15 protein-coding genes are annotated in these 14,486 nt (G+C 51.8%); 9 read left to right on the top strand and 6 right to left on the bottom strand.

Annotated features, from left to right (window positions below; genetic code table 11):
- Window positions 1–3 precede the first annotated feature (3 nt).
- A complete protein-coding gene (gene miaB, locus ACFVYJ_RS05205; protein ID WP_419413983.1) occupies window positions 4–1,368 on the bottom strand; it encodes a tRNA (N6-isopentenyl adenosine(37)-C2)-methylthiotransferase MiaB in 1,365 nt (454 codons plus the stop codon).
- Between the two features lie 231 nt (window positions 1,369–1,599).
- On the opposite strand from miaB, the gene ACFVYJ_RS05210 reads away from it, so the two are divergent.
- Window positions 1,600–1,917 (top strand): DUF1820 family protein, encoded by a 318-nt coding sequence (locus ACFVYJ_RS05210; RefSeq protein WP_419413984.1) that lies wholly within the window; start codon window positions 1,600–1,602, stop codon window positions 1,915–1,917.
- Between the two features lie 188 nt (window positions 1,918–2,105).
- Here the strand turns inward: ACFVYJ_RS05210 and ACFVYJ_RS05215 are convergent, their stop codons facing one another.
- Window positions 2,106–2,549 (bottom strand): DsrE family protein, encoded by a 444-nt coding sequence (locus tag ACFVYJ_RS05215; protein ID WP_419413985.1) that lies wholly within the window; start codon window positions 2,547–2,549, stop codon window positions 2,106–2,108.
- Between the two features lie 250 nt (window positions 2,550–2,799).
- Window positions 2,800–3,819, bottom strand: a complete 1,020-nt coding sequence (epmB, locus tag ACFVYJ_RS05220; RefSeq protein ID WP_419413986.1) for an EF-P beta-lysylation protein EpmB — start codon at window positions 3,817–3,819, stop codon at window positions 2,800–2,802.
- Window positions 3,820–3,942: 123 nt separating this feature from the next.
- Between epmB and efp the strand changes: the two genes are divergently transcribed.
- From efp to ACFVYJ_RS05235, 3 genes are all read left to right on the top strand, one after another.
- Window positions 3,943–4,506: an elongation factor P gene (gene efp, locus ACFVYJ_RS05225; protein WP_419413987.1), complete on the top strand. Its 564-nt coding sequence runs from the start codon at window positions 3,943–3,945 to the stop codon at window positions 4,504–4,506.
- A 60-nt stretch (window positions 4,507–4,566) separates the two neighbouring features.
- The gene (epmA, locus tag ACFVYJ_RS05230) at window positions 4,567–5,532 is read left to right on the top strand and encodes an EF-P lysine aminoacylase EpmA (RefSeq protein ID WP_419413988.1); all 966 of its coding nucleotides are present in this window, start codon (window positions 4,567–4,569) and stop codon (window positions 5,530–5,532) included.
- A 94-nt stretch (window positions 5,533–5,626) separates the two neighbouring features.
- Window positions 5,627–6,031 carry a hypothetical protein gene (locus ACFVYJ_RS05235; RefSeq protein ID WP_419413989.1) on the top strand — a complete coding sequence of 135 codons (405 nt, stop codon included), beginning with the start codon at window positions 5,627–5,629 and terminating at the stop codon, window positions 6,029–6,031.
- Here the strand turns inward: ACFVYJ_RS05235 and ACFVYJ_RS05240 are convergent.
- Window positions 6,028–7,179, bottom strand: a complete 1,152-nt coding sequence (locus ACFVYJ_RS05240) for a MalY/PatB family protein (RefSeq protein WP_419413990.1) — start codon at window positions 7,177–7,179, stop codon at window positions 6,028–6,030. The two genes, ACFVYJ_RS05235 and ACFVYJ_RS05240, sit on opposite strands and share 4 nt — an antisense overlap.
- 302 nt (window positions 7,180–7,481) lie before the next feature.
- Between ACFVYJ_RS05240 and ACFVYJ_RS05245 the strand changes: the two genes are divergently transcribed.
- The 4 genes from ACFVYJ_RS05245 (at window position 7,482) to ACFVYJ_RS05260 (ending at window position 11,054) form a co-directional block, all read left to right on the top strand.
- The gene (locus tag ACFVYJ_RS05245) at window positions 7,482–9,023 is read left to right on the top strand and encodes a 2-isopropylmalate synthase (RefSeq protein WP_419413991.1); all 1,542 of its coding nucleotides are present in this window, start codon (window positions 7,482–7,484) and stop codon (window positions 9,021–9,023) included.
- Window positions 9,024–9,034: 11 nt separating this feature from the next.
- On the top strand, window positions 9,035–9,850 hold the full coding sequence (locus ACFVYJ_RS05250) for a hypothetical protein (protein ID WP_419413992.1): 816 nt from the start codon (window positions 9,035–9,037) through the stop codon (window positions 9,848–9,850).
- Window positions 9,843–10,298, top strand: coding sequence for a ribosomal protein S18-alanine N-acetyltransferase (gene rimI, locus ACFVYJ_RS05255; protein ID WP_419413993.1), 456 nt, complete (start codon window positions 9,843–9,845; stop codon window positions 10,296–10,298). Before ACFVYJ_RS05250 ends, rimI begins: the two co-directional genes overlap by 8 nt.
- Window positions 10,299–10,385: 87 nt before the next feature.
- Window positions 10,386–11,054, top strand: a complete 669-nt coding sequence (locus ACFVYJ_RS05260; protein ID WP_419413994.1) for an energy-coupling factor ABC transporter permease — start codon at window positions 10,386–10,388, stop codon at window positions 11,052–11,054.
- 3 nt (window positions 11,055–11,057) lie between these two features.
- On the opposite strand, the gene ACFVYJ_RS05265 is transcribed toward ACFVYJ_RS05260, so the two are convergent.
- Both ACFVYJ_RS05265 and ACFVYJ_RS05270 read right to left on the bottom strand, forming a co-directional pair.
- Window positions 11,058–11,588 (bottom strand): response regulator transcription factor, encoded by a 531-nt coding sequence (locus tag ACFVYJ_RS05265; protein ID WP_419413995.1) that lies wholly within the window; start codon window positions 11,586–11,588, stop codon window positions 11,058–11,060.
- On the bottom strand, window positions 11,581–12,834 hold the full coding sequence (locus ACFVYJ_RS05270) for a sensor histidine kinase (RefSeq protein WP_419413996.1): 1,254 nt from the start codon (window positions 12,832–12,834) through the stop codon (window positions 11,581–11,583). Before ACFVYJ_RS05270 ends, ACFVYJ_RS05265 begins: the two co-directional genes overlap by 8 nt.
- A 327-nt stretch (window positions 12,835–13,161) precedes the next feature.
- Between ACFVYJ_RS05270 and ACFVYJ_RS05275 the strand changes: the two genes are divergently transcribed.
- Window positions 13,162–14,334, top strand: a complete 1,173-nt coding sequence (locus ACFVYJ_RS05275; protein ID WP_419413997.1) for a vWA domain-containing protein — start codon at window positions 13,162–13,164, stop codon at window positions 14,332–14,334.
- Window positions 14,335–14,486 lie beyond the last annotated feature (152 nt).

Genomic DNA, 14,486 nt, shown 5'->3' on the forward strand with positions numbered 1-14,486 from the left:
GGATTATCCGGCCTTCTGTTGGAAGTTATTGTCCAGCTCTGAACTGATAAGTTCACCCAGCAACGAGTTGGCGTAGGCCGCAGCGATTTTGACATCGGCAAAATGCCCGATGAGATCGGGATTGTCGCAACGGAAGTTGACTACGCGGTTATTTTCGGTGCGTCCGGATAACTGGCCCGGATCTTTTTTCGAATAACCGTTCACCAGGATTCGCTGCACTGAACCTACCATGCGGCGACTGATATGTGCTGCCTGTTGATTGATGCGAGTCTGCAGGATTTTCAGGCGTTGTTTTTTGGTTTCATCATCGATGTTGTCTGGTAGGTCGGCTGCGGGAGTGCCCGGCCGGCGGCTGTAGATAAAGCTGTAACTGTTATCGAAATCGATATCCTGAATCAGGTTCATGGTGGCTTCAAAGTCGGCATCGCTCTCGTTGGGGAAGCCGACAATAAAATCAGAAGAGATGCAGATATCTGGCCTGATCTGACGGAGTTTTCGGATCCGGGATTTATACTCCAGTGCGGTATGCCCGCGTTTCATGGCCATCAGAATACGGTCAGAGCCACTCTGTACCGGCAGGTGCAGAAAGTTAACTAGTTCAGGCACATCGGCGTAGGCCTGAATCAGGCTGTCGCTGAACTCTACCGGGTGGCTGGTGGTGAAGCGGATGCGGTCGATACCCTGAATGCCTGCCACAGTGCGGATTAATTCAGCCAGGTCTGCGGTGTCACCGTCGTGGGTAGCGCCATAGTAAGCATTTACATTTTGCCCCAGCAGGTTTATTTCACGCACGCCCTGTTCAGCCAGTTCAACGCATTCAGTAATCACATCATCCAGCGGGCGGCTGACCTCTTCGCCGCGGGTATATGGCACGACGCAGAAGGTGCAGTACTTGGAGCAGCCTTCCATGACAGAGACAAAGGCTTCAGCGCCTTCGACACGCGGGGCTGGCAGGTGATCGAATTTTTCGATCTCCGGGAAGGAAACATCGACAATGCCAACGCCGCCATGTTCGCTTTGGTTAATCATTTCCGGCAAGCGATGCAGGGTTTGCGGACCAAAAATCATATCGACATAGGGTGCGCGATCAAGAATGTTGGTGCCTTCTTGACTGGCAACACAGCCGCCAACGCCAATTTTTAGTTCAGGATTCTTCTCTTTCAGCTTGCGCCAGCGCCCCAGCTGATGAAACACCTTTTCTTGTGCCTTTTCGCGGATAGAGCAGGTGTTGAGCAGCAGCACATCGGCTTCGTCAGCGTTGTCGGTCAGCTCGAGTTGGTGGCTTTCACCGAGCAAGTCTGCCATGCGGGAAGAGTCGTACTCATTCATCTGGCAGCCGTGGGTTTTGATGAACAGCTTCTTGGCCATTGGAATCCTGTTGGTGTTGGGTCAATCATAATGCCGCCAGGTGACTGGCGGGGAAAAACGAACCGCAAATTATACTCAAGCGACCAGATAATGAACAGCTGAATCAGTTTATATAAACCTTTGCCAAAATACCGGTGTCAGTGGCTTCAATCGCTTGAAATCGACGCATTAGCCACTATATCTGCCAGACACGAATCAGCTGAATCAGTTATTAGGGAGCTGCCAGTATTTATGGCCAAAGATAAACGACTCTACCGGGTTATGTTTGTGAATCAGGACCAGGTGTATGAACTCTATGTTCGGCATGTATACCAGAGTGACCTGTGGGGGTTTCTTGAACTGGAAGGGTTTGTGTTTGGTAATCACTCAGAGCTGCTGGTCGATCCCGCTGAAGAGAAACTTAAAAGCCAGTTTGCCGATGTGCAACGCTCTTATATCCCTAACCATGCGGTGATTCGTATTGATCAGGTTGAGCATGAAGGGGTGGCGAAAATCAGTGAGGCTAAGGGTAATATCACCGCTTTTCCAGTGATGCCGCCTAAAAGGTAATGCAGCGTCATACCCCGCCAGGTCGGCACAGCTATGCTGCTGATTACGGTAAACAGTTCACGGCAATCTGACTGTGGCCAGCACTATGATTGGCAAGCTGTAAGTTGCATTGGCGGATCTGCATTGCGAATACCCCATAATGACACCGCTGGATTGGTTGCTGATCAGCCAGGCACTTGATACGTGTGTCAGGGTTTTAGATAGACATAGCCCTCTTCTGCTTGCAGGCGGATAACTTCATAGGTGCCAGCAGGAACAAATTGCATGCCTGTAAGCACGCTGTCCCTGGCGATATCTCTGAACTTAAGGGTAGCAGCGCAGACTTTGAACTCAACGCCTTGTTCCAGCAGTGCCTGGACTGCGGGGGCATAAGGCCGGCCTTTGCTGTCTTTGGCATCTTGCAGCAGGAAGTCGACGCCGGCGGCATAGGTCACCATGGCAATTTGCATCTGCGGGTTGGTTTGTAACTGATCGGCAGCAATGGCCAGTGCAAAACGGCCTACGCTGGCATCATCTATGTGGTAGACGACCTTGATGGGTGTTGCTGTGGGTTCGGCATTTAGCTGTGGCTGACTGGCCAGGCAAAATAGGGCAATCAGTATAGTGAGGGTAAAACGAGACAGGGGGTTCATGACAACGCCCTCCCTAAAGTTGAGGGTGAACTCTGAGTCGGTATGGCTTCCAACTCATGTAACTTCACCTTAGGCGGGCGGTAGCAGAAGTCCAGTCAGCTGCGGCAGGACAATGAATTTCTCTCACTATAAAAGCTGCATGAAGTTTTAGGCAGTGAGATGGTTACGCTGAACTTGTGGTACCGCATAAACAGCTGTAGGTGAGCATACCGAGTGTGAAAGCAGATACCGGTGCTGAGGAAGTGTGTAACTATAGCGGTGCTAACAGAGTTTTAGACGGCTGGCCTGCGATCTCTTTCGCCAGCCTTGGCACCAAATATCCCGGCAGTACTTGCTGTAACTGGCTAAACAGTCTGCGCGCTTGGTCATCGCTGATTGCAAAGTGCGCCGCACCGCTGACCCGGTCGAGGATAAACAGATAGTAGGGCAGTACACCCAATGCAAATACTCGTTCGCAGAGCGCTTGTAGCGCGGCCACACTGTCGTTGATGCCCTTCAGTAATACCGACTGGTTCAGCAGCATGACATTGGCATTTTTCAGGGCTGTCAGTGCTTCGGCGACAGCTTCATCAAGTTCGTTGGCATGATTCGCATGAATCACCATGACGGTTTGCAATCGGCTTTGTTGCAGGCGCTGACAAAAGTTGGCGTTAATCCGTTGTGGGATCATAATCGGCAAACGACTGTGTATGCGTAACCGCTGCAGGTGGGGAATTTGTTCTAAGTCATCCAGCAGTCTGAAAAAACGCTGATCCGGGGTTGCCAGCGGGTCGCCCCCGGAAAAGATCACTTCTCGAATGGAGTTGTCAGCTGCAATATACTCAATAATGTTTTGCCATTGCTGCGGACCAAGCCGGTTTTCCTGATACGGGAAGTGACGGCGAAAACAGTAGCGGCAATTGATGGCACAGGCGCCCGTCAGGATCAGCAGCACCCGGCCTTTATATTTATGGATCAATCCAGGTACGGGGTTGGCGTCTTGCTCACCCAGTGGATCTGCGCTGTAACCGGATACCGTTATTAGTTCTGAGTGCAGTGGCAACACTTGCAGCAAGAGTGGGTCCTGTGGATTGCCTCGCTCTATGCGGGCCAGATACGGCATTGGCACACGCAGGGGAAACAGCTCGCTGGCAGCTTTCGCGGCGGGCAGTAGCGCGTTGTCTAAATGCAGTAGTGACAGCAGCTGCGCCGGGTCTTCCACGCATTGACTGAGCAATTCTTGCCAGCTTGGCGTAATCTCATTGGAGACAAAAGAGATGGGTGCGCTCATGAATGCCTGGAAAAGGGGTGGCTAAAAGTTGCTCGCATTCTGCTTTTAAGTAGAATGTCTGTCAATTTTCCGGTGGCGGCCACTTGCAGGCCTCATCCCATTTACTTAAGTACCGAGAATATTATGGCAAGTGTTTCTACCAACCAGTTTAAAAATGGCATGAAAGTCATGATCGATGGCGACCCCTGCTCCATGGTCGACGTTGAGTTTGTAAAACCCGGCAAAGGCCAGGCATTTACCCGGGTGAAATTACGTAATCTGCTCAGCGGCCGGATTTGGGAGCGTACTTTTAAGTCTAATGAAAGTGTTGAAACCGCAGACGTGATGGACACGGATATGGAGTATTCGTACTTTGATGGTGAGCTGTGGTATTTCATGGACCCGACCACCTTTGAACAGGTCGGGGCAGATGCCACTGCAGTTGGCGACACTAAACTGTGGCTGAAAGAGCAGGATACGGTTATGGTGACATTGTTTAATGGCAATCCTATTTCTGTGACACCGCCAAATTTTGTTGAACTACAAGTCGTTGAAACGGATCCAGGGTTGAAAGGCGACACTGCTCAGGGCGGTTCTAAACCGGCCACACTGAGTACTGGTGCTGTGGTTCGTGTGCCACTGTTTATCAATGAAGGCGAAGTGCTGAAAATTGATACCCGTACAGGTGATTATGTATCCCGCGCATAACGGCAACAGTTGTTGATAAACGGCAGCTTCGGCTGCCGTTTTTATTTTCGGAGAAAATTGATGCCAGATTGGCAACCCAGTGCTTCCATTGCCGCCATGCAGCAGCGGGCTGAACTACTATCCCGTATTCGTAAGTTTTTTGCCCGCCGCAGTGTGTTGGAAGTTGAAACGCCATTGATGTCGCACCATGCCGTGAGTGATCCTCATATCGATAGTATTGCTACACGCTATCAGCCTGCGGGGGGGCAAACGCAGTCACTCTATCTGCAAACCTCGCCAGAATATGCCATGAAGCGGCTGTTGGCTGCCGGGAGTGGCCCCATTTATCAGATCTGCAAAGCGTTTCGTAACGGTGAGTTTGGAAGGCGTCATAATCCGGAATTCACCATGTTGGAGTGGTACCGGCCGGGTTTTACCGATATGGACCTGATGGATGAAGTGGAGGCTTTGCTGGCACCGCTGTTGGGTTTTTTCCGGGTTGAACGGTTTACCTATGTGGATGTGTTTCAGCAGCACCTGGGGATTGATCCGACCGAATTGACCGCGACAGAGTTGAAACAGATCACCTGTCAGCATGTGGATATCCAGCTGGATGATGATGATCCTGCAACCTGGATGGATCTGCTGTTCAGCCATATTATTGAGCCCCGTTTAGCGCATTTTCCAGCGGTGTTTATTTATGAGTATCCGGCTGCTCAGGCCGCGCTGGCAAGAGTACGCCCAGGGCGGCAGGGCAAGCCTGTGGCCGCACGGTTCGAACTGTTTGTACAGGGTGTGGAGTTGGCGAATGGCTACCATGAACTGACTGACCCAGCGGAACAAAAACGTCGTTTTCAGGCGGATCAGCAGTATCGTGCGCAACGGGATCTGCCGCAACGGCCGCTGGATATTAATCTGGTGCAGGCGTTGGAAGCGGGCTTGCCAGATTGTGCTGGTGTCGCATTGGGGCTGGATCGGTTGTTGATGCTGTTGATGGAGGCAGATGAACTGTCAGAGGTTCTGAGTTTTGATTTCAATCGAGCCTGAATGGGCACGCTACCTGGAAGGACAGTGAACATAAAACCGGCTAATCTGTCTGAGAAAGGTATAAATTGTATGCAGGGTGCCTGGTTACATCCTAATGCAATGGGAGGATTGGATGCCGGAACTGGAACAACTTCGTCAGCAAACCTGTTTTTGTCTACAGCTAATGGCACCAGAGCTGGGGGATGCCTCGTCTTTAGTGGATGAGTGTTTTTCGGATGCGCAAAAATACTTCAAGGATACTTTTATCTGCCAGTTTCGCCCGGAAGCCTGGGCCAAAATCACCCTGACTTACCATAAGCACTTCCTGGATACCGGGTGTGATGTCAGTATCGCCGAGATAGTCGCAGTGGTGGTGAGGGATGCGATTGGGACTAACCGGATGGATTTTCTCACCCTTAATCTGGCACAACAAAAACAACTCGATGCTGCTCACTCTGACGCAAGTGACCATGAGCAAGACAAAGACTGCCCACTGTCTTTGGTCAAAAAACAACCCTAAGCGGGGAGTTCATTCACCAGTGCTGCGCGGATACGGCGCACTGCTTCTTCGAGCATGTCCCGGGTGCAACCGAAGTTCAGACGCATAAACCGACTATCGCCAAAGTCTCGCCCGGGTGACATGCCAACGCCAGCTTGTTCAAAAAAATGCGCTGGGTTGGTTAGCTTGGCGGCGGATACGTCGATCCAGGCCAGATAAGTTGCTTCAATTGGCAGCAAACTCAGTCCTGGTATCTGGTTGATCTCAGTCAGTAGATAATCACGATTTTCGCGCAGATACTGCAGCTGATATTGATTCCATTCATCTCCATGGCGATAGGCGGCCTCAGTCGCAGTGAACCCCAGCAGATTGACATCCGGCACGATGCCTTTGCGAACATTGATAAACCGTTGCCGAAGCTGAGGGTTAGGGATAATGGCAAAGGAGCAGCCAAGCCCGGCGATATTGTAGGTTTTGCTGGGGGCCATCAGAGTGATGGTACGGGCAGCAATTTCGGGTCCAAGACTGGCCAGGGGAATATGTTGCAAGCCCGGCTCAAGCACCAGATCACAATGGATCTCATCAGAGCAGACATAGAGGTCGTGTTGCAACACTCTCTCTGCCAACGCTTCCAGCTCGGCTTTCCGATAGACCGTTCCGCCGGGATTGTGGGGGTTGCAGAATAGCAGCAGTTTACTCTGGGGTGTCAGGCTTGTGGTGATGTCATCGGCAAGCAGTAACATCCGTCGATCAACTTGCTGCATGGGGACTTTAAGTACCTGCCGGCCTGATAAGCGGGGCGCTGAAATAAATGGTGGATAAATAGGCGTGGCAGACATGACCTGATCTGATGCTTCGCCTATCGCCCGGCAAGCCAGGTTGAGGCCGCAGACCAGCCCAGGCAACCAGACAATCCAGTTCGCTTCAATACGCCAGTTATAAAGCCGTTGCATTCGTTCAATGATCAGCGCATTCAGCTCGGTTGGGGTGTTGGTGTAACCAAAAACACCATGATCGATACGCTCATGCAGTGCTCTAACGACGGCAGGCGGGGCTGCAAAGTCGGTATCCGCTACCCACATGGGCAGAATGTCGGAGCCTGAATATTTCTCCCATTTTTGGCTGGAGGTGCCGCGGCGGTCGACCCGGTGGTCAAAGAGCTTTTCCATAGAATTAGAATCGAATTTCGCTAGGTGACGGATAGAAAACATTGTCGGTGGTCATGCTTGCAAAAGCCTATCGTGTCGCTATAGTTGACCACCAACTCAGCTACGGTTAAAGATAGTCTGGCACTCTGACGGTTTGATTGCATCTAAACCTTATACTCGTGCCCTTTGCCGGGTGATTTTTATCCGCTGGTCCGGGCGTTATTCATTTCCTTTTTGCCCCGTTTCGGCCGTAGTTTGTAAAGCCTTTCAGGTGCGCGGATACTCAGACTTATAGAGCGCATCTTTTATTTGGAGCCTTGCCGATGAGCAACAATAACCGAGTGATTATTTTTGACACTACCCTGCGTGACGGTGAGCAGAGTCCCGGTGCTTCCATGACCCGTGACGAAAAACTGCGCATTGCCAAGCAGCTGGAAAAAATGCGGGTAGATGTAATTGAAGCGGGTTTTGCCATAGCCAGTCCGGGTGATTTCGAATCGGTAAAAACGATTGCTGATGCAGTTAAGGACAGTACGGTTTGTTCACTGTCCCGTGCTCTGGATGCCGATATCGACCGGGCAGGGGAGGCGTTGAAGAATGCTGCCAGCGGTCGAATTCATACCTTTATTGCGACCTCACCAATTCATATGCAGTACAAGCTACAGATGAATCCGGATCAGGTGGTAGAGCAGGCGGTACATGCCGTCAAACGTGCCCGTAATTTGATTGATGATGTTGAGTTTTCGTTGGAAGATGCCAGTCGCTCAGAATTGGATTTCATGTGCCGCATCATTGAACAAGTGATTGCTGCCGGTGCTCGGACAATTAACATTCCGGATACCGTGGGTTATGCGGTGCCGGATGAGTTTGCTCATACCATAGGTCAGCTGATCGAGCGCATTCCGAATTCAGATCAGGCGATCTTCTCGGTGCATTGTCACAATGATCTGGGACTGGCAGTGGCGAATTCGCTGGCCGCTGTTGGTGCCGGTGCCCGCCAGATTGAGTGTACTGTGAATGGTTTGGGTGAACGGGCGGGCAATGCTTCTCTGGAAGAGATTGTGATGGCGCTGCGTACCCGCAAGGATAGCCTGGGGCTGGAAACCAATATAGATACCACCCAGATTGTGCCAGCCTCACGCCTGGTTTCGACAGTGACCGGTTTCCCGGTACAGCCCAACAAAGCCATTGTCGGGGCCAATGCTTTTGCGCACGAGTCGGGTATCCATCAGGATGGCGTGCTGAAGCACCGTGAAACCTATGAGATTATGACGGCGCAGGATGTCGGCTGGAATACTAACCGTATGGTGCTGGGTAAGCTCTCTGGGCGTGCTGCTTTTCGCAGTCGGTTGGAGGAGCTGGGGACGCCGTTCTCCAGTGATGCTGAACTCAATAATGCGTTTGCGCGTTTTAAAGAGTTGGCGGATAAGAAGCATGAAATCTTTGATGAGGATCTGATCGCACTGGTCAGTGATGCCCGCGCCACTGCCAGCAGTGAAAAGTTTAAGCTGAGCAGTATGGCAGTGACCTCTCAGACCGGTGAAACGCCGCTGGCCAAAATTGTGATGCGGGTGGATGATCAGGAGCAACATGCCGAAGCCCTGGGCAGTGGTCCAGTGGATGCGGCATTTAAAGCGATTGAAAGCATTGCCCATTCAGGCGCGAGTTTGCAGATATATTCGGTGAATGCGGTGACCCAGGGGACTGATTCTCAGGGTGAAGTCACCGTGCGTCTGGAGAAAGGCGGGCGTATTGTTAATGGCCTAGGTGCGGATACGGATATTATCATTGCTTCGGTCAAGGCCTATATTCATGCTCTGAACATGCTGGATGCCAATATTCAGAAAGCCCACCCACAGGTATAACGGAGTTTACTTTGCAGCAGACGCGGCTTAAACATCAATATCTGGAAGCGATGGGGGTCACCAGTTGGTTGCCCCGCTGTCAGCTACCGGGTGCCGCGCCCTCTGCCGACTGGGTAAAAGATTTCCGTTATCCGGGGCCAGACATTCCCTTTACCTCGCCAGCATCATCAGGTATACAACAGCCGGATCAGGCAGAACCTCGTCCAGCCAGTGGTGCCAGGGCGGCGCTGGCAGCGTTGGGTGCCGCGCCGGATGCTGCTGTCGAGGTGAAATCGGTTTCTCCGCCTGTGCAGCAATCGCCTGATCAAGCTGAATCAGGCCTGGCTGCTGTTCCAGTTGCAGAAGATATCACGCCCACCTTTAAGCTGGCTTTTTTCCGCGTGGGGAACTGTCTGGTAGTGGATAGCCTACCACCGCAGGGCGGGGCATTTTCTGCGACCTACCAACGACTGGCACGGGCGATAGTGCACAGCCTTCAACTGCAGGGCGAAACATCTGAACCTGACCTGATGCCCTGGCCGATGTTTGCCAGCAAAACGCTTGATCAGCGTTGGCCTGAGGCAGCAAAGAGTGTGGCGTATAAACTGCACAAAGAGCTACAGCAACCCACCCGTGCCGTGTTGTTATGCGGTGAAGCCGCCGCACAGATGGTATTACAGCGTCAGGATGCACTCGATGAGCTGCAAGGCATTCTGTTCAGCTTACCCACCAGTGCTAAGGCTATCGCCGGGCCCAGTTTGTCTGAATTGATGCATGTGCCGGGTGCTAAGAAAACGCTCTGGCAGGCGCTGCAGCCGCTAAGTAAACATCTCTCTACCCATGCCTGATTTTTCTGCACTGCAGCTGTCCGATCTGCCTGAAATGCTGCAGCTCGAACAAATCTGTTTTGCTTATGATGCCTGGTCGGAGCCGTTATTGAGAGTGCAGCTGAGTGATGAGCGTCGATTTACGCTGGGTCTGCGTCAGCCGGGTATCATCGCTTTTGCCTGTTTTTCTCTTTTGTTGGATGAGGCTGAGCTGTTGCAGGTGGCGGTTGATCCGGCCTGTCGTCAGCAGGGTCTGGCTGCTGGGTTATTGCAGCACAGTTTTGAGCTGCTGGCAGCACAAGGTATTCGTCGGGTGTTGCTGGAGGTGAGGGCCGGAAATCAGCCTGCGCGGGCACTCTATCATCGCCTGAATTTCGTTGCAGAGGGTACTCGCAAGGGGTACTACGCTGCGACTCTGCAGCAACCTGCCGAAGATGCGGTGTTGATGAGTCTGTCGTTTCCCGAGTAAGGCTTTGCCTTGCGTTGGATCAGTCCACAATCAAGTGATTTGCGTATAATGACTCTGCGACAGCTATTCTGCGGAGTGTTTATCAGTATGAGCTTTTCCAGTGGTCTATTTAGTGCTGGTTGGGTCTGGATCAGTGCCCTGATCTACAGTGTTGTGGTCATGCTGGCTGCCTGGCGCGCACCCTGGCGGGTCATTGCGGGTAACCGGGTTTTACAGCACATGCTGTTTGGTGCCACAGCGGTACTGATGTTGCTCTGGAGTATGCGGGCCGGTATCTCTCCCGGTCTGGGAATCCATTTTCTTGGTGTTACCCTGTTAACCCTGATGCTGGGCTGGGATCTGGCTATTCTTGCCGCCAGTATTGCCTTGGTGGGTATGGCCTTGATCGGGCGTGAGAGCTGGGATGGGTTGTTCCTCAATGGGTTGTGCTCTGTGGTTTTGCCAGTGGTTGTCAGCTGGTTGGTCTTTCGAGCGGTTGATCGCTTTCTGCCGAAAAACTTTTTTATCTATCTGTTTGTCTGTGGTTTTTTTGGCGCGGCGCTGGCAGTGGCTGCTGCTGGGCTGACAACCGGTGCTTTGCTGGTGGCTGCGGGTATCTATGAGCTGGATAAAATTGTCATGGAATATGTTCGTTACCTGCCGCTGATCATGTTTCCAGAGGGGCTGATGAACGGCATTATTCTCACCGGTTTGCTGGTATTTCATCCGGATCTGGTGCGGACTTTTGATGCTCGGATCTATATTGATGAACAATAGTTTTTAGCGTCGGACCGGTTTTTTCGCCAGCTTGCGTTGCAGGGTGCGTCGGTGCATGCCCAACGCGCGGGCGGTGGCAGAAATATTGCCTTCATGTTCTTTGAGCACTTTCTGAATATGTTCCCACTCCAGCCGGTTGACTGACATTGGCTGGTCACTGATATCAATATCGGGATCGGCTTGTTGCTGTTCCATGGCAGCTAGAATCTGCTCAGCGTTCGCGGGTTTAGGCAGATACTGGGTTGCCCCGAGTTTGATGGCTTCCACTGCTGTGGCGATGCTGGCATAACCGGTGAGCATCACAATCCGCATATCGGGGTTGGCCTGATGCAGGTGGGGGATCAGGCTGAGGCCGGATTCACCGTCCATTTTCAGATCGACGGTGGCTCTGTCCGGCAGAAAACTCGGGAGTAACTGTAATGCGCTTTGGCAACTGCGAGCTACCTGTACCTCATATCCCCGGCGGGTCATCGCCCGGGAGAGTACCCGCGTAAAGGTCGCATCATCATCCACAATCAGGAAACGTTCAGGCATCTGCTTTGACCGGTAAAGTGACTTCCGTGAGCGTACCCCCCCGGGGATGGTTGTACAACCGCACATCGCCATCGTGGCGGGCCAGGGTGGTGGCGGTTAGAAATAACCCGATACCTAGGCCTTTGCCTTTGGTTGTAATAAACGGCTTGCCCAGATACTGACTCTGTTCCAAGCTGATTCCGCTGCCCTGGTCGTGGATCTGCAATAAGCAGTATTGCTCGGTCCAGTCGAGGGATACGTCAATACCCTCCGAGTTGGCATCTGCGGCATTGTTCAGCAGGTTTAACAGCGATTGTTTGAGGGAGACCGTGCAACGCAGTTGTGGTGCCGGGGCTTGGCCAATGACGCTATAGCGCATATGGGAGAGTTCAGGGCGTTGCAGTGACCACTGTTCCAGAACCTCAGATACCAAGTCAGTTACCGGCATACACAGACTGCTGGCCTGTTCCTGCTGCACGCTTTGCGTGAGTTGCTGCAAACGCTGGCTGCAGATTTCACTTTGCTGTTGCAGTAATTGCAGGTCTTCCTGTAGCTCAGGGTTGGCGGCGTGCTCATGTTGCAGCTCTTGCAACAGCACGGACATAGTGCTCAGAGGTGTACCCAACTCATGGGCGGTACCAGCAGCCATCGTGGCAAGTGATAGCAGTTGTTGGTCCTGAATTCTGCGTTCACGCTCCATTTCCAGCTCCTGTTGCTGAGCTTGCATGGCAAGACGCATACGCACAATAAAATATGTCACCACCAGTACGGTTAACAGGAAATTCAGCCACATGCCGAATACATGCAGATCGAACAACGCCATGATGCGGTGTTGGTGGTTGTCGCTGAAGACCACCAGGGGCTGATAATGTGACAGTAGCAGACTATAAATCACGACTACCGTTACAGACACACACCAGACGTAAACTCGCGATAGGGTCGCAGCAGCGATGATTAATGGAATCAGGAGCAGGAAAATAAATGGATTAGTTGCTCCGCCCATCTGATAGAGCACAGCTGCATACAACACCATTTCTGCCAGTAATTGGGAAAAGAACTCAGGTTCTGTCACCGGCCAGGGCGAATGTAACCGGCTATAGGTCATCAGATTGAGTAGGGCCAGAAACAGTAATGACAGGCCGATCAACCAGACATTCAGGTCGGCTTTCAGGCCATATAGCGCAAACAATACAGCCAAGCCCTGACCAAACAGGGTTACGGTGCGGATATAAGTGAGCTGAAGTAGTGAATCGCGATGGTTTGCCATGTCGCGATTATACCGGATTTGCTTATTGTGACCCTGAGGCAAATTGCCGCAGTGTATCCGGGAAAATACCTTAATTTAGTTATTTTTAAGTAAAATTTAATTAAGTTGTATAAATGTTTGCCTATACTGGATTGGCCCTCAGACATGCCTGCAATCGGCGTGTTTCCAGGTCGCTTTTAACACTGTGCCGGGAAAGCAAAAGGATCTTCAATACTCCCGAAAGCATGTCGTATCAGTTGCTACTTAATGACTGGGTTTGTTCCCTTCTCTACTTTTGCATGCTGTACCCGGTGAATCACACATTTTTAACGTTACAGGACGATAACGATGAAAAGTACAGCACGTTTGACCCGCAAGTTAGCTCCTCTTGCTGTTGCTTCGGCAATGCTCACAGGCATCGGCTTTACCTCAACTGCATCAGCGGTTGAGTATGGTGCCTGTGGCCCGATGGATGTGGTTTTTCTGGTTGATGATAGCGGCAGTATGGACCTTGTTCTTGATAGCATCAAAGCCAGCTTTGCCGGGTTTATCAGTGACATTGATAATGCTTCCGGCGGTGACTATCAGATGGCCTTGGTCTCCCAGGATACTGCTGCGTTTAACCCCGAGCGCCCAGAAGTTGATGTTGATTTGAGTTTGAACAATGGCGTAGCCGTTGATACCGCTCTGGTATCTGTTTTTGCCAGTGGAGGCTCGGGCTTGCCCGAGCCAACCGATGCGATGTTGGATTTGGTGATCAATGGTAATACGCTATTGACGGGTTCTAATGATCCTGGTTTTGCCAGTTGTGATCCCTCTGGCGCTGGTTTTGCTGGGGTGTTCCGTCCTGCGGCAGATAAAATTCTGATTCTGGCTACAGATGCGGCCCCCGGTGGTTGCGATGATATCTATGATGCCGCAGATGATGCCAATGTAGATGCCGTTACTGCTGTAGCCTCAGCAAATGATTTCCGTATCTCTGCCATCTCAACCGGTTCCGGTGTAGGTGCTCCCTCTACTGAAGTATCTCTGATGAAATACACAGCCGGAACCGGTGGTGTCTTTGCACAATCCGCAGATGGCGATGTCAGTGGCATTATCACCGATATTATTTCTACTTGTGGTGTATCTGCCAACGAATGCCCGTTGTCTCAGGGATATTGGAAAAACCATGAGGAACTGTGGCCGGTGGGCAGTCTGATCGTGGGCGTTGACATGGATGATGAGTATACCGCTGAAGAGCTGCTGGAAATTCTCAACACGCCACCGAAAAAGGGTAATGCCTACCTGATCTTGGCGCATCAGGCCATCGCAGCTTTGCTGAACATTCAGAATGGTGCTGACCCCTCAGTGATCTCCGCAGAACTGGATGCGGCACTGGCGGCGCTGGATGATGTTGATCTGCTGGGCGGTGATCACACCAAAGATACTGATCTTAATGCGCTTGCTGGGGTGTTGGATGATTATAATAACCGCATTCTGACGCCGGACTGTGAAGCAGCTTCGCCTGACGAAGCATAAATGCTCTCCCCAGACCCAGTGCACTCTGCTCTGGGTCTGATCTTTTAGCTCTCTTTGCATTTCGCTTTCTTAACGCTCGCGCTGCCTCAGCGAGTTTCTGCTGCGTGGATTGTATGGTTTGTTTTTCATCCAGCGCGGTGAGCATGTACAAT

The sequence above is a fragment of the Pontibacter sp. JAM-7 genome (assembly GCF_048548695.2).
Classification (GTDB): Bacteria; Pseudomonadota; Gammaproteobacteria; order Pseudomonadales; family Balneatricaceae; genus Neptuniibacter.

What these genes read in the sequence shown, in the direction of transcription:
- miaB (WP_419413983.1), bottom strand. Translation starts at nt 1,368, where the DNA reads ATGGCCAAGAAGCTGTTCATCAAAACCCACGGCTGCCAGATGAATGAG.
- ACFVYJ_RS05210 (WP_419413984.1), top strand. Translation starts at nt 1,600, where the DNA reads ATGGCCAAAGATAAACGACTCTACCGGGTTATGTTTGTGAATCAGGAC.
- ACFVYJ_RS05215 (WP_419413985.1), bottom strand. Translation starts at nt 2,549, where the DNA reads ATGAACCCCCTGTCTCGTTTTACCCTCACTATACTGATTGCCCTATTT.
- epmB (WP_419413986.1), bottom strand. Translation starts at nt 3,819, where the DNA reads ATGAGCGCACCCATCTCTTTTGTCTCCAATGAGATTACGCCAAGCTGG.
- efp (WP_419413987.1), top strand. Translation starts at nt 3,943, where the DNA reads ATGGCAAGTGTTTCTACCAACCAGTTTAAAAATGGCATGAAAGTCATG.
- epmA (WP_419413988.1), top strand. Translation starts at nt 4,567, where the DNA reads ATGCCAGATTGGCAACCCAGTGCTTCCATTGCCGCCATGCAGCAGCGG.
- ACFVYJ_RS05235 (WP_419413989.1), top strand. Translation starts at nt 5,627, where the DNA reads ATGCAATGGGAGGATTGGATGCCGGAACTGGAACAACTTCGTCAGCAA.
- ACFVYJ_RS05240 (WP_419413990.1), bottom strand. Translation starts at nt 7,179, where the DNA reads ATGGAAAAGCTCTTTGACCACCGGGTCGACCGCCGCGGCACCTCCAGC.
- ACFVYJ_RS05245 (WP_419413991.1), top strand. Translation starts at nt 7,482, where the DNA reads ATGAGCAACAATAACCGAGTGATTATTTTTGACACTACCCTGCGTGAC.
- rimI (WP_419413993.1), top strand. Translation starts at nt 9,843, where the DNA reads ATGCCTGATTTTTCTGCACTGCAGCTGTCCGATCTGCCTGAAATGCTG.
- ACFVYJ_RS05260 (WP_419413994.1), top strand. Translation starts at nt 10,386, where the DNA reads ATGAGCTTTTCCAGTGGTCTATTTAGTGCTGGTTGGGTCTGGATCAGT.
- ACFVYJ_RS05265 (WP_419413995.1), bottom strand. Translation starts at nt 11,588, where the DNA reads ATGCCTGAACGTTTCCTGATTGTGGATGATGATGCGACCTTTACGCGG.
- ACFVYJ_RS05270 (WP_419413996.1), bottom strand. Translation starts at nt 12,834, where the DNA reads ATGGCAAACCATCGCGATTCACTACTTCAGCTCACTTATATCCGCACC.
- ACFVYJ_RS05275 (WP_419413997.1), top strand. Translation starts at nt 13,162, where the DNA reads ATGAAAAGTACAGCACGTTTGACCCGCAAGTTAGCTCCTCTTGCTGTT.